Origin of the sequence: Eubacterium sp. AF17-7 (assembly GCF_003461285.1) — a bacterium.
GTDB lineage: Bacteria > Bacillota > Clostridia > Lachnospirales > Lachnospiraceae > Eubacterium_U > Eubacterium_U album.
Genome location: NZ_QTWU01000015.1, coordinates 1 through 13,296, shown reverse-complemented (window position 1 = coordinate 13,296; position 13,296 = coordinate 1). Strand labels below are relative to the sequence as shown.

Below are 13,296 nucleotides of genomic sequence, written 5' to 3'. Positions count from 1 at the left end.
GTGCGTTAGAAACGTTGTAAGCTTTTTATATTTTAAAGATATACAAATATAAGGCAGAGATGAAGAATAAAGCAAATTAGAGGTGCTTATATGTTAAATGATAAAAAAGTAGCATTAAATGGGAAAATTACAAAGTATTTAAGGTGGCCTATAAATCTTAGTATACTTTGGATAGTAGTAACGGCTATAATATTTTTTATTGACAAAAGAGCCGGGGTGGTTATGGCGTTTGCAACAATTGTGTTTATTGTAATAGCGATTGTTATGATGCTTAGATTTTATCCTAATATTAAAAGATATCTTGTGGATTTTGGTGCAGAGTATAGTCAGATACAAAGACAGATGATGCATGAATTTGAAATCCCTTATGCGTTACTTGATTGTAATGGAAAAATGCTGTGGCATAATAGCGAAATGGAAAAGGCATGCGAAACTAAACTTTTAAATATGAGGGGAATTGAGTCTATATTTAAGGAGTTTACAAAGGATAAATTTGATTTCAAAGAAGAAAAGAAAGAGTTCAAAGTTGAGTATAATGAAAAAATATATAGAGCTGTGCTAAAGAAGTTTAAAATGAAAGATGCAGTTGATGAAGTGCCTATTGCAGTACTTGATTCAGATGATGACGATGCGGATATGTTTGCACTTTATTTATTTGATGATACAAGAATTCAGCAATTATCTAAGGAAAATAAAAATGATAAGATGATACCGGGACTTATCTACATAGATAATTATGAAGAGGTTCTTCAAAGTATTGAAGATGCCAGAAGAACACTGTTAGTTGCATTGATTGATCGACAGATACAGCGATATTTTGCAGAAATGGACGGTCTGGTAAGAAAACTTGAAAAAGATAAATATTTTGTAGTTGTTAAGGCTAAAAATATAGCAATTATGCAGAGTAAAAAATTCTCACTTCTTGATGATGTAAAGAATGTTAAGATAGGTAATGAGCGAACAGCTACAATCAGTATTGGATTCGGAATGGGTTCAGATTCGTATGTTCAGAATTACACGTCAGCCACAGCAGCTATCGATATGGCACTTGGCAGAGGTGGTGACCAGGCAGTATTAAAAGATGGCGCAAAGATATATTATTATGGCGGTAAGAGCAAGTCTGTCGAAAAGAATACCAGAGTAAAAGCCAGAGTAAAAGCTCATGCATTAAGAGAATTAATTGAAACAAGAGATAAAGTATTCATTATGGGACATCATTTGGGTGATAATGATTCTTACGGTGCAGCAATTGGTTTGTATAGAGCCATAACTACAATGGGTAAAAAAGCTTATGTGGTAACGGGAACTATGAGTTCTTCAGTAAAACCTTTGATTGATAAGTTTACGACAGATAATGGCTATGAAGAAGATATGTTTATTGCAGGAACATTGGCTACAACTATTTTAGAAAAAAATGATATGCTCATTGTAGTTGACTGTAATAGAGCAGGATATACTGAATATCCTGAATTAGTGAGAAGAGCACAAACACTTGTAGTAATAGATCATCATAGACAAAGTGCAGATGCAATAGAAAATGCACATTTATCATACATTGAACCATATTCATCATCAGCATGTGAAATGGTTACTGAAATTATGCAGTATATGGTTGATTCAGTTAAAATGAAACCGTATGAGGCAGATGCATTGTATAGCGGAATTATGATGGATACAAATAATTTTTCTAACAGAACAGGTGTAAGAACATTTGAGGCAGCAGCTTATTTGCGAAAAAATGGAGCTGATATTGTCAGAGTTAGAAAAATGTTTAGAGATGATATTGGAGATTATAAGGCAAAAGCTAAGGCTATTCAAAATACAGAGATATTTATGGATAAATACGCTATAGCCATTTGCCCGTCTGAAGGAACAAGTATGCCGACAGTTGTTGGAGCACAGGCAGCGAATGAATTGCTTAATATTAAAGGCATAAAGGCAGCGTTTGTATGTACGTTTTATAATGAAAAAGTATATTTAAGCGCAAGGTCAATAGATGAAGTTAACGTTCAGTTAATTGCAGAAAGATTAGGCGGTGGAGGTCATATGAATCTTGCCGGAGCACAGATTGAAGATTGTACATGTGAACAGGCAAAGACCTTGATAAAAGAGATTATTCAGGATATGACTGATGAAGGTGAAATATAGTTATTTACACAAGTGATATTTGACCTTAACATTAATATAGTTTGACGGATCGAATTTGAAAAAATGAAATTAATTGCTTAGATATAATAAGTTTATTGCTTTGAAAGGAGACATGAATATGGAAGTTATTTTATTAGAAGATGTTAAAGCGTTAGGAAAAAAAGGTGAAGTAGTAAAGGTAAGCGATGGATATGCTAAAAACTTTATTTTAAAGAAAAAACTTGGCGTAGAAGCAAATAGCGCAAATAAAAATGATTTAAAACTTCAAAAAGCTAATGAAGCAAAGGTTGCTCAGGAAAAATTGGATGCAGCAAAAGCTTTGGCAGAAGAATTAAAAGATAAAAAGGTAGTTATAAAGATTAAAGCCGGAAATGGAGACCGTGTATTTGGCTCAATTTCTGCAAAGGAAATAGCAGCAGAAACAAAGAAGCAGCTTGGTTTAGAAATTGATAAAAAGAAGATTGTTATGGAAGAAGGAATTAAAAATCTTGGAGTCCATACAGTAAAAGTTAAATTGCACAAGGATGTAATGGCAACTTTAGACATAAAGGTTGAAGCTTTATAGGAGATAATTATTAATGGAAGATCCAATAGTAAAAAAAATACTACCTCATAGCTATGAAGCAGAACAGGCAGTAATAGGTTCGATGATTATGGATCCGGATGCTGTTCCGATAGCTATGGAGTTGATAAATAAAGATGATTTTTTTAACAGACAATATGGATTGCTCTTTGGGGCAATGACAGAATTGTACCGTGAAGGAAAAAATGGAGATTTGGTTACCATAAAGGCTAAATTGGAAGAGATGGATGTTTCTAGTGAAGTAATCAGCCTTGATTTTATCAGGGAAATATTAGAAATGGTACCGACTTCAGCAAATATAAAGCAGTATGCGACTATTGTATATGAAAAAGCAATGTTGCGTAAATTAATAAAAGTAAATGATAATATTTCAGCTAAATGTTATGCAGGAACGGATAAGCTTGAAGATATAATGGAGAGTACTGAAAAAGAAGTTTTTGAAGTGCTTAGATCACGTTCAAGTGGCGACTTTGTCCCAATTAATAAAGTAGTTGCTAATGTATTTGATAAATTAGAACAGGCATCGCTTACAAAGGGAACTGTTACAGGTTTAGCAACCGGATATATATATCTTGATAATCAGTTATCCGGATTGCAGCCATCAGACTTTATTTTGATTGCGGCAAGACCTTCAGTTGGTAAAACAGCATTTGCACTTAACGTAACAGAGCATATAGCTATACGTAAGCCGAATGCAGTCGCTATATTTAGTTTGGAAATGTCAAAGGAACAGTTGGTTAACCGTCTTATATCACAGCATTCAATGGTAAGTTCTCAGAAAATGAGAGCAGGAGAACTTAATGAATCTGAATGGGAAAAAATTGTAGAAACAGCGGATATTATAGGAAATTCAAATATTGTAATTGACGATACGCCAAGTATTACGATTGGTGACCTTCGTTCCAAATGCAGAAAGTTTAAATTAGAAAAAGATATACAGCTTGTGGTTATTGACTACCTACAGCTTATGAGAGGAAATGGTAATTATCCAAGCCGTGAACAGGAAATTGCGGATATTTCAAGATCATTAAAGGGAATTGCCAGAGAGTTGAATATTCCGGTAGTTGCACTTTCACAGCTTAACCGAAGCGTAGAATCGAGACCTGACCATCGACCTATCATGGCCGATTTGCGAGAATCAGGTTCTATCGAGCAGGATGCCGACGTTGTAATGCTTTTATCAAGAAAATACAACAAAGAGGACGAAACAGAAGACAGAAATACTATTATTGTGGATGTTGCTAAGCAAAGAAACGGTCCTGTAGGAGCTATAGAATTATTATGGTTACCTGAATATACAAAATTCGAGACAAAAGCAAGAGAGTAGATTTGCTTGTTTGTCCGCATTTTAAAACAAATGTGAGAGAATAATTATTATATTGTTAATCAAACAACTGGTGAAAAATATAGGTTCAAAATAAATGCGAGAGAATAATTATGCTAAGCCATATGCGAATTTGAACGAAAAAGATGAGATGTTTACACTCATTTGACGGCATTCGTCATTTGCTTAAAAAATAATTGAATATGGGACTGCCAATTCGTTGAATTGAGTAATAGTCAGAATTATACTAATGTTAACAATAATTTGGAAATTATTGTTAACATTATTTTTTTGGAGGGGAAAATGGGAACACGACGATATATTATTTCAGATGCATCTAAAATGCTAAAGGTAGAATCTCATGTGTTAAGATATTGGGAAGAAGAACTTGAGATAAAGATTCCCAGAAATGAAATGGGACATCGATATTATACGGAAGAAAATATTGAATTACTTCGGAAAATAAGAGATTTAAAAGAACAGGGATATGGTCTAAGAACTATAAAAATGATGATTAATGGAGAAATTGACATTAATCGTTCTAATCCTAATACAGTCAACATTAGAAATCTTTTTGACAAACCAAAGAGTGAAAAAAATACATTTTATAAAGAAGATGAAGAAGGATGTAATAATGGTGTAAATAATAAAGAAATTATGGATACAAAAACAAAAGATAATAGTGGAGACATAGAAAAATATAGAGGATTAGAAAATAAAACATCTTTAACTGAAAGTGTTAGCTCAGAAAGTAAAATGCAGCAATTTCAGGAAATTATGGGAAACATAGTTTCGAGAGCCTTAGAGGAAAATACCGAAAGTATAGTTACCAGAGCGATAAATAAGTCGACACAGAATATGTCTAAAGAAGTGAGTGATTGTGTGAGCGAAAAAGTATTGAAAGGTGTAGATTATATTATTAGAATGCAGGATGAAAGAGAAGAAGAACGTTATCGAAAAATAGATGAAGTAATAAGAAAAAAACAAAGAAAGTCCAGAAAAGAGCGAAAAATGGAAAGCCGCATTAATAAAGATGAAAAAGTTATGAACAAAAAAGCTGAAAGGGCTCGAAAAAAAGCCGAAAAAGTGCGAGTAAAGTCTGAAAAAAATAGGGAGAAGTCTAAAAAATTGGCGTTTAGCACATTGAGTAAATGAAATTATGTACATAATGTACAAATTGTGACTAAATTATTAAAAAATATTGACTAAATGACGAAAAGTATTATAATAATACTATCATAAAGAAAACGTTTTAAACATTTAATACATAAGGGTTTTCTATGTAGATGCAAGTAAATACAGAGGAGGAAACAGCAATGGAATACGCGATATACGCGACGGTGGGTTTGCTCTCTGGATTATGCTTTTACTATCTGGCGAGATACCAGATACAAGTAAGAAGTATATATGATACAGAAAATAAAGGACAACGAATAAACAACATAGGTTACAGAATAGCATGGATGGTGGTTCCGGCAGTATTGTTTGTAGGTATAGCCCTTAAAGAATTTGATTACTGGCAGACAGTGCGATATATGCTTATCATATTGATGGCAATAAATGTAGCAGGAATTGATATGTTGATAAGAAGAATACCTAATGCATTATTATTAGGAATGTTACTTTTACAAATATGCAACATAGTAATTACAAGTGGTGGGTTAGATGTGTTTATGGATACATTTTTTAATTCATTTATGGGATTGATAATTGCATATGTAATATTTGTTATTCCGGGGTTCTTTAAATTGAGGATTGGGGCTGGCGATGTGAAATATAGCGCCGTAATAGGTTTTATGTTGGGTCTTCAAGGTTATGTTGAAGCAATGGCAGTGATGGGTTTTACAATATTTATCTATTATCTGTTCTTAAAAATCACAAGAAGAGGCAACTTAAAAACAGCAGCTCCTATGGCACCGTTTTTATCGGGAGGGGTTTTGGTTTCATTATTTTTCCCGTTAATTTATTAAATTTATAATTAAGCACGACGGAGTAAAAGAGAGTCGTATGCAAGAAGGAGGAAATATTATGAGAGATGTAAAGAATTTCTTAATGGATGAAGATGGACAGGGCATGGTTGAATATGGTCTTATCATCGGATTAGTAGCTTTAGCAGTAATCGGAGCATTAGCTGTATTAGGACCAAAGATTGCTGATATGTTCACAAATGCAAGCGATCAGCTTACAACAACAGCAAGACCATAAAAGTTACAAAAAGATTATATTCTAAAATAGAGGGGCATCAGCCCCTCTATTTTAGAATATGAGGAAATTATTTGAGAGGTAGCATCAATGAAGAAAAGAGAAAAAGGACAATCGGCTGTTGAATTTGCTTTGGTTTTGCCTATATTACTTTTAATTGTATGCGGGATATTGGACTTTGGGTGGCTATTTTACAATCAGTTATCAGTTGAAAATGCCTGTAGGGAAGGCGCACGAGTCGGATGCGTAAATGCACAAGATGCACAATTAGATCAAATTGTAACCGATAAGGTGGAAGCAATATTGCCGAAAAATCTCAATTCAGTAGTGGTTGATTCAAAACTTACAAATCCCACAAGTCCACTTGAGGGAGATTTGAAAGTAAATGTTAAGGCAGAAATGAATACACTAACACCGGTTCTGGGAGTTATATATGGAAAGACTAAAGAACTATCATATACAGTAACAATAAAAACGGAATCGTAGATTAATAAAATACTAAAAATAAGAAACAGAGGGGTACAATTACCATGAAGAGAATTTATTTGATTGCACTTATAAGTGCATTGGTTGCAGGAATCGCAACATATATGTTTGCACAATCAGTTATAAGCAATAATGATCCAAATAAAGATAAGACAGAGATTGTGTATGCTATAGCAGATGTTCCAGCTGGAACACAGGTTACAGCTAATAATGTAAATAATTTTTTTAGTACTAGAATGATTGATAATGGTGCAATTGTAGATGGCGCAGTAAGAAGTCTTGATGAAGTTATAGGAAATACATCATCAGGTTATATTTATGCAGGTGAGCAGGTTTCAATGAAACGATTTGGAACTGAACAGGAATCAAATGCCGGATTATCTTATAATCTTGCGGATGGAATGGTTGCATACAGTATGGCAGCAGATGGTGTTACGGGTGTAGATGGATATATCCTCCCAGGAGATACAGTAAATGTTTTGGCAATGAAGACAGGCGATGGTAAGGCTACTGTAGATACAGTTTTGAGCGATGTTAAAGTATTGAAAATATCAACAAATGATGTAAATACAGATACAGCAAATGCAATAGTAACATATTCATCAATTACATTTGAACTGTCATATGATGATGCTGATATTTTATACGGAGTAGAAAATTCAGGAGAATATTCAGGTTATAAACTTATATTAAATAAGAGAACTGCGGAGGACGGAGAATAATATGGAAAGTATAAAAGTTGTTATTATTTCAGAAGACACATCAATTCGTGTTAATTTGAAGAAAAAATTAGCAGATAGAGATATTCAAATTGTTGGTTATGCAGATTTTAAAGACGAATCAAGATTGAAAATAGATGGATTATTTCCGGATTTAGTTATTGTTGGTGTTAAAGTACCAATTGACCCAGAAGTATTTTCATTCGTTGAAAGTATGAAATTCCAAAGTAAAGGATGCGCAGCAGTTGTAGCTACAGACGATGTAACCGTTGATTTAGTAAACTATGCAGCAAGATTTGGAATAAGACAGGTATTATCTTTGGATATGAAGGATAATGAATTTTATTCAAGAGTAGTACAGGTTAATGAATACGAAAAAGTAATTCAGGCACAGCTAAATATTCAGAAAAGAGTAAGATCAAAAGTAATTGCATTTTTCGGATGTAAAGGTGGTACAGGAAAGTCCGTAATGGCAACAAACCTTGCAGTTGCATTATCTAAGAGAGGAAGTAATGTTATTCTTTTAGATATGGACTTAAGATTTGGAGATCAGAATATTCTTTTAGATTTGGAACCAAAAGATACAATTGTGGAATTGGCACAGGATCCGGAAGGAATATCAATTGAAAGAGTTAATGCATTTAGTATAATGCATTCTTCAGGTGTAGTATTGCTTGCAGCACCAAAAAGTCCTGAATATGCCGAATATATTAAACCGGAACATGTTACAAAGGTTATACGTAGTGTAAGACCATATTATGAATATGTAATAGTTGATTTAGGAACGAATTTTAGTGATGAAACAATAGCTGCATTACAGGAATGTGATGAGATTATGATTGTGAACAATCCTGACATTTTATCACTTAAAGCAGCAAAAGCAGCTGTAAGTATATTAGAGCAATTAGGAATTAAAGAAAAAGCAAGGCTGGTAATGAATAAAAATGTTAACAGTTTAATCCGAATGAAGGATTTCGAATCAATGTTGGAGATACCATTTTACGCTTCAATATCATCGGATAAGATGTTTAACAGTAGTGTAAATAAAGGAGAACCGTTTGTATTAAGAACAAGTAGAACGGTGGCAGCAAAAGAATTCTCAAGTTTTATACAAAGGGTTATTGCGGATAAAGGTGAGTAAATAGTCGGAGGTTAATCGTATATGGGATTACTTGACATAATAGAAAAGAATAAGGAAGAAAATGGGGAAGAAACAACTACTCAACAACAGAAAAAGGTTGAAGAGGTAAAGGAAATAAAGGTTGAAGACCCATATGACGCTGTAAAGAAAAAAATTCACGGAAGAATTATTTTGACATTAAACAGAGCGGGAAAGGCTACTGTTGATAGGGATGAAATGGAAAAACTTCTTACGGAAGAAGTTGATAAGGATGAGTACAATATTCCGAGAGTTGAAAGAAAACCGATAGTAAAGACTTTATTAGATGATATATTAGGATATGGTCCAATACAGGATTTAATTGACAGTGACAGTTGTAGTGAAATAATGGTAAATGGACCGGATCATGTATATATTGAACAAAAAGGTAAATTGGTTCTTACAGATATAAAATTTAGAGATGAAGAACATCTTATGAATATTATTGATAGAATTGTTACCCAGGTTGGTCGACATGTAGATGAAGCAAGTCCGATGGTTGACGCCAGACTTCCTGACGGCTCCCGTGTAAATGCTATTATTCCTCCAATTTCACTTATTGGAGCAGTGCTTACAATTCGTAAATTTAGTTCTACACCGGTAACAGCAGCACAGTTAGTTGAATGGGGCTCTTTAAACCCGGTAATGCTTTCATTTTTGGAAGCCTGTGTTAAAGGAAAATTAAATATAGTAGTATCTGGTGGTACTGGTTCAGGTAAAACAACATTGTTGAATGTATTATCATCATATATTCCTGAAGATGAACGTATTGTAACAATCGAAGATGCTGCAGAAGTTCAGTTACATCAGGAGCATGTAATTACACTTGAATGTAGGCCGGCAAATCTTGAAGGAAAAGGAGCTATAACAATCAGATCTCTTGTAAAGAACGCATTGAGAATGAGACCTGACCGTATAATTGTCGGGGAAGTTCGTTCTGAAGAAACATTGGATATGCTTCAGGCTATGAATACAGGTCATGATGGATCATTAACTACAACCCATGCTAACTCTCCTAGAGATGCTATGTCGCGTATCGAAACGATGGTTATGATGTCAGGTATGGAATTACCGGTAAAAGCAATTAGAGATCAGGCTTCATCTGCCATTGATTTAGTAATACAACAAAGTCGACTTAGAGATGGATCTAGAAAAGTAACTTCTATTACTGAAGTTGTCGGTATGGAAGGTGATGTTGTAAGTTTGCAGGATATATTTGTCTATGAAACAGATGGAACATTAGATTCCAGAGGAAAGTTCAAAGGACAGTTTAGAGCAACAGGTGTAGTTCCAAAGTGTATTGAAAAGATTAGAGGAAATGGGGTTGTTGTAAAGAATGAATGGTTTGCTAATTAGTATGATTTTTTTCGTTGTAGTCATGATGGGTGTTACATTTGTGCTTGTTACAACGATAGTTGCTAAAATAACTGAAAATAGCAGAAATGTAAAACGAAGAGAAGATTACATTGTAGGAAAGAAAAAGGAAGAAAAAAAGGTTGAAAAGACTGGAACACAAAAGGACAATAGAAAACAGTCTATAAACAATAATAGAAGTGCATTGACAAAAATTAATAAAATATTAGCTGAAGAATTAGAAAAGAGCGATATTTCAAAAAAAACAGAAGATTTTATTATAATATGGATAGTTGTAACATTTGTTCCCGGCTTATTGTTTATGCTTATTTTTAAAAACCAGTTAATAGCACCGATGCTAATGATAATCGGAGCTGTTGCACCAATTATGTATATGAAAAGTAAACAAAAAAAGAGACGTGATATGTTTGAATCCCAATTAAGTGATGCATTAATGATTGCAAGCAACTGCTTAAAGTCAGGTCTTACTTTTAACCAGGCAATGGATACAATTTCAAGTGAATGTGATGATCCAATAAAATCTGAATTTAAGAGAACTGTTAATGAGATAACTTTTGGTAGTTCGCAGGATGAAGCTTTAGAAGCAATGGCAAAAAGAGTAAAAAGTGAAGATTTTGATCTTGTTGTTTCTGCTGTTAGTATTCAACGACAGACAGGTGGTAATTTGTCTGAGATACTTGATACGATAGCTGGAACAATTCGTGAACGATATAAGATTAAAGGCGAAATAAAAACAATGACAGGGCAAGGAAGAGTATCAGGAATGATAATTGGTGTATTGCCTATTGCATTACTGCTAATAATGAGTTTAATAAATAAAGAATTGATAATGACTTTGTTTACTACAACGATAGGAAAAACTTTGATAATTATATCTGTTTGTTTAGAAACTGTAGGTGCAATTGTTATTAATAAAATTGTAACGATTAAGTTCTAAAGGAGAATAAGCATATGGAATGTATGGTATTAGCAATTAGTGCGTTAGTATTCTTTGTTGTTTCATCTATTGGATATAATAAAGGAAAAGAAGCTGATGCAAAAGAAAGAAAAATAGAGTACATAAGTGGTAAAAAGAAAGTACAGAATGAAAAAGAAGGAGAGAAGTCTTCAAAAAGATTTCTCTCATCTCAAATACAGGCACTTAACAATATGGCAAATAGAAGTGCAGCAAATGTTAAGAAAAATGCTAAGTACAAACTTGTTGAAAAACAATTAAGATTAGCAGGACTTTCTATAAGCCCTGAAAATTTTTTGTTTTACAAAAAAGCGATTATGGTTTTAATAATAGTTGTGAGTGCATTTATAGCTATAATTACAAAGACGATATTTCTTATATTAATTGGATTATTAATAGCTTTGTTAATTCCAAATTTATATTTGAATAGTAAAGTGAAAAGTCACCAACAGGGGATAAGAGATCAGTTGCCAGATGCTATGGATCTTTTAGGAGTTTGTATTGAATCAGGATTAAGCTTTGATGCATCTTTATTGAAGGTGTCAGAAAGAATGGAAGGCCCATTTATTGAGGAATTGTTGAAATTATACAGGCAGATTCAGATGGGTGTGCCTAGAGGGGACGCATTAAAAAATATGGCAAATTCATCAGAAATACCAGAATTAAAGACATTTATCGCTGCTTTGGCACAGGCAACCCAGTTAGGTATTCCAATGAATAATATTATGAAGGTACAATCTGAAACATTAAGAGAAACAAGAATGCAGATGGCAAGAGAAAAAGGGCAGAAAGCACCAGTTAAGATGCTTTTACCTATGGTAGGTCTTATTTTCCCAGTACTATTTATTGTAATTTTAGGACCTGTTGTAATTAATATTATGAGTATGGGAGTTTTTTAAAGAAAAAGTAAAAATAATTTGAATTAATAATGCAAATTTATAAAAAAAGTGATAGAATCGAGGTATGGATATGGTTATAACGTGTGATAGTCAGATTATATGCACGAAAGCTGAATATGCAAATACATTTTTTAAGAGATTTAAAGGACTTATGGGTCGTAAATCTTTAGCGGAAGGAGCAGGACTTTTAATAGAACCGTGTAACCAGATACATACATTCGGTATGAAGTTTGCTATAGACACATTGACATTGGATAAAGATGATGTGATTTTGTATATAGACCATGAAATTCAACCGGGAAAAATAAGAAAAATGGTTTCGAAGGGCAGAAGGGTGTTAGAATTGCCAAGCGGAACTGCAAATAAATATATGTTACAGGTTGGACAAGTTATTTCAGTGGAGTAGGAAACATTGAAATTGGACTCCAGCATTTATGCATTTCAATTGAAATGTAAAAAATCTAGGAAAAGGAGTTGAGAAGTATGGCTAAGTTGTCAAGAATAGCTAGACCACAGACCAGGTTTATGCAGAGCAACGAAATTGGGGAGGTTGCAGCAGAAGAGAATGCTTATGGATTTAATCATGCGGTAAGAGGATATGATCCTGAAGAAGTAGATGATTATATTAATAACCTTTTCGGCAACTACAAAAACACACAGAATGTTTTAAATAAGCAGAAAGAAGAGTTTGAAACAGAACGAGAAATGCTTCAATGTGAAATCAATGATTTACATGGAAAAAATGGTGCTCTTCAAGAAGAGAATGATGAACTTAAAGCAACAATAGAGGAACTTAGAGAAGAAATATTAGCATTAGCAGAAGGAGCAGGAGATTCACAGCAGAGTGTAGCACCTGCCGCTCCAGTAGAAAAACCGGAACCTGAAATTGTATACGTTGAAGTGCCGGTAGAAAAACCATCTACAGACGATGGAAGTGCTGAGTATGAAGTTCTTTATGCCGAGAATAATGAATTAATTGGAAAGAACAGGACTTTAAGTATTGAGAATGCTAAATTGCAAAAGAGTGTAGCTACAAGTGCTATGGAAGCTAAAGAAGCAACGGACAAATTAGGTGAAATTCAAAGTAGATTAGACGAAAGCGAAAATAAATTAGCAGATAATCAGAATAAACTTGAAGAATGTCAGGCTCAATTAGAAGACAGTCAGGTTCAGTTATTGGAAACTCAGGAAAAGGTTGAAGAAGGTCAGACAAGAATTCAGAGCATGGAAGAAGAAATGACTAAGATGCGTAAGAAGATGGAAATTGTTGATAGTAAAGAATTAATTGATTCACTTATTTCATCTATGGGAAGTCTTGAATCTGTACTTAAACAAAGACAGGAATGAAAAAACGGGGAGTATGAATTTTTGTAGAAAAAAAGGATCGACAAAGATTGATATGCTCCCTGTCAAGTAGACAGATGAAATATCTAAAAATAAGTACAGA

The 13,296-nt window shown here is 33.6% G+C and carries 14 protein-coding genes; all 14 read left to right on the top strand.

The features are described 5' to 3' along the window. Window positions 1–90: 90 nt before the first annotated feature. The 14 genes from DWW96_RS11490 (at window position 91) to DWW96_RS11425 (ending at window position 13,196) form a co-directional block, all read left to right on the top strand. A complete protein-coding gene (locus tag DWW96_RS11490; protein ID WP_117910518.1) occupies window positions 91–2,148 on the top strand; it encodes a DHH family phosphoesterase in 2,058 nt (685 codons plus the stop codon). Window positions 2,149–2,266: 118 nt separating this feature from the next. Beyond that, window positions 2,267–2,713, top strand: coding sequence for a 50S ribosomal protein L9 (gene rplI / locus DWW96_RS11485; RefSeq protein ID WP_022088729.1), 447 nt, complete (start codon window positions 2,267–2,269; stop codon window positions 2,711–2,713). 13 nt (window positions 2,714–2,726) lie between these two features. Beyond that, complete coding sequence (gene dnaB, locus DWW96_RS11480; protein ID WP_022088728.1) at window positions 2,727–4,058, top strand: replicative DNA helicase; 1,332 nt, start codon at window positions 2,727–2,729, stop codon at window positions 4,056–4,058. Window positions 4,059–4,358: 300 nt separating this feature from the next. Further along, window positions 4,359–5,210 carry a helix-turn-helix domain-containing protein gene (locus tag DWW96_RS11475; RefSeq protein WP_022088727.1) on the top strand — a complete coding sequence of 284 codons (852 nt, stop codon included), beginning with the start codon at window positions 4,359–4,361 and terminating at the stop codon, window positions 5,208–5,210. Window positions 5,211–5,371: 161 nt separating this feature from the next. Continuing rightward, the gene (locus DWW96_RS11470) at window positions 5,372–6,025 is read left to right on the top strand and encodes a prepilin peptidase (protein ID WP_022088726.1); all 654 of its coding nucleotides are present in this window, start codon (window positions 5,372–5,374) and stop codon (window positions 6,023–6,025) included. A 58-nt stretch (window positions 6,026–6,083) separates the two neighbouring features. Then, window positions 6,084–6,260, top strand: a complete 177-nt coding sequence (locus DWW96_RS11465) for a Flp family type IVb pilin (protein ID WP_022088725.1) — start codon at window positions 6,084–6,086, stop codon at window positions 6,258–6,260. An 87-nt stretch (window positions 6,261–6,347) separates the two neighbouring features. Beyond that, window positions 6,348–6,743 carry a TadE/TadG family type IV pilus assembly protein gene (locus DWW96_RS11460; RefSeq protein ID WP_022088724.1) on the top strand — a complete coding sequence of 132 codons (396 nt, stop codon included), beginning with the start codon at window positions 6,348–6,350 and terminating at the stop codon, window positions 6,741–6,743. A gap of 44 nt (window positions 6,744–6,787) precedes the next feature. Beyond that, a complete protein-coding gene (cpaB, locus tag DWW96_RS11455; RefSeq protein WP_117910516.1) occupies window positions 6,788–7,465 on the top strand; it encodes a Flp pilus assembly protein CpaB in 678 nt (225 codons plus the stop codon). 1 nt (window position 7,466) lies between these two features. Continuing rightward, window positions 7,467–8,603: a P-loop NTPase gene (locus DWW96_RS11450; RefSeq protein ID WP_117910515.1), complete on the top strand. Its 1,137-nt coding sequence runs from the start codon at window positions 7,467–7,469 to the stop codon at window positions 8,601–8,603. A gap of 21 nt (window positions 8,604–8,624) precedes the next feature. Then, entirely contained in the window at window positions 8,625–9,977 is a 1,353-nt protein-coding gene (locus DWW96_RS11445; protein ID WP_117910514.1) for a CpaF family protein, read from the top strand. After that, window positions 9,958–10,932, top strand: a complete 975-nt coding sequence (locus DWW96_RS11440) for a type II secretion system F family protein (RefSeq protein WP_117910513.1) — start codon at window positions 9,958–9,960, stop codon at window positions 10,930–10,932. Before DWW96_RS11445 ends, DWW96_RS11440 begins: the two co-directional genes overlap by 20 nt. Window positions 10,933–10,946: 14 nt before the next feature. Beyond that, window positions 10,947–11,849, top strand: coding sequence for a type II secretion system F family protein (locus DWW96_RS11435; RefSeq protein ID WP_117910512.1), 903 nt, complete (start codon window positions 10,947–10,949; stop codon window positions 11,847–11,849). Between the two features lie 64 nt (window positions 11,850–11,913). Continuing rightward, a complete protein-coding gene (locus DWW96_RS11430) occupies window positions 11,914–12,255 on the top strand; it encodes a DUF192 domain-containing protein (protein ID WP_117910511.1) in 342 nt (113 codons plus the stop codon). A 77-nt stretch (window positions 12,256–12,332) separates the two neighbouring features. Next, window positions 12,333–13,196, top strand: coding sequence for a hypothetical protein (locus tag DWW96_RS11425; protein WP_022088717.1), 864 nt, complete (start codon window positions 12,333–12,335; stop codon window positions 13,194–13,196). The last annotated feature ends 100 nt before the right edge of the window (window positions 13,197–13,296 follow it).

What these genes read in the sequence shown, in the direction of transcription:
- DWW96_RS11475 (WP_022088727.1), top strand. Translation starts at nt 4,359, where the DNA reads ATGGGAACACGACGATATATTATTTCAGATGCATCTAAAATGCTAAAG.
- DWW96_RS11470 (WP_022088726.1), top strand. Translation starts at nt 5,372, where the DNA reads ATGGAATACGCGATATACGCGACGGTGGGTTTGCTCTCTGGATTATGC.
- DWW96_RS11435 (WP_117910512.1), top strand. Translation starts at nt 10,947, where the DNA reads ATGGAATGTATGGTATTAGCAATTAGTGCGTTAGTATTCTTTGTTGTT.
- DWW96_RS11440 (WP_117910513.1), top strand. Translation starts at nt 9,958, where the DNA reads ATGAATGGTTTGCTAATTAGTATGATTTTTTTCGTTGTAGTCATGATG.
- DWW96_RS11460 (WP_022088724.1), top strand. Translation starts at nt 6,348, where the DNA reads ATGAAGAAAAGAGAAAAAGGACAATCGGCTGTTGAATTTGCTTTGGTT.
- DWW96_RS11445 (WP_117910514.1), top strand. Translation starts at nt 8,625, where the DNA reads ATGGGATTACTTGACATAATAGAAAAGAATAAGGAAGAAAATGGGGAA.
- DWW96_RS11490 (WP_117910518.1), top strand. Translation starts at nt 91, where the DNA reads ATGTTAAATGATAAAAAAGTAGCATTAAATGGGAAAATTACAAAGTAT.
- dnaB (WP_022088728.1), top strand. Translation starts at nt 2,727, where the DNA reads ATGGAAGATCCAATAGTAAAAAAAATACTACCTCATAGCTATGAAGCA.
- cpaB (WP_117910516.1), top strand. Translation starts at nt 6,788, where the DNA reads ATGAAGAGAATTTATTTGATTGCACTTATAAGTGCATTGGTTGCAGGA.
- DWW96_RS11430 (WP_117910511.1), top strand. Translation starts at nt 11,914, where the DNA reads ATGGATATGGTTATAACGTGTGATAGTCAGATTATATGCACGAAAGCT.
- DWW96_RS11425 (WP_022088717.1), top strand. Translation starts at nt 12,333, where the DNA reads ATGGCTAAGTTGTCAAGAATAGCTAGACCACAGACCAGGTTTATGCAG.
- rplI (WP_022088729.1), top strand. Translation starts at nt 2,267, where the DNA reads ATGGAAGTTATTTTATTAGAAGATGTTAAAGCGTTAGGAAAAAAAGGT.
- DWW96_RS11450 (WP_117910515.1), top strand. Translation starts at nt 7,467, where the DNA reads ATGGAAAGTATAAAAGTTGTTATTATTTCAGAAGACACATCAATTCGT.
- DWW96_RS11465 (WP_022088725.1), top strand. Translation starts at nt 6,084, where the DNA reads ATGAGAGATGTAAAGAATTTCTTAATGGATGAAGATGGACAGGGCATG.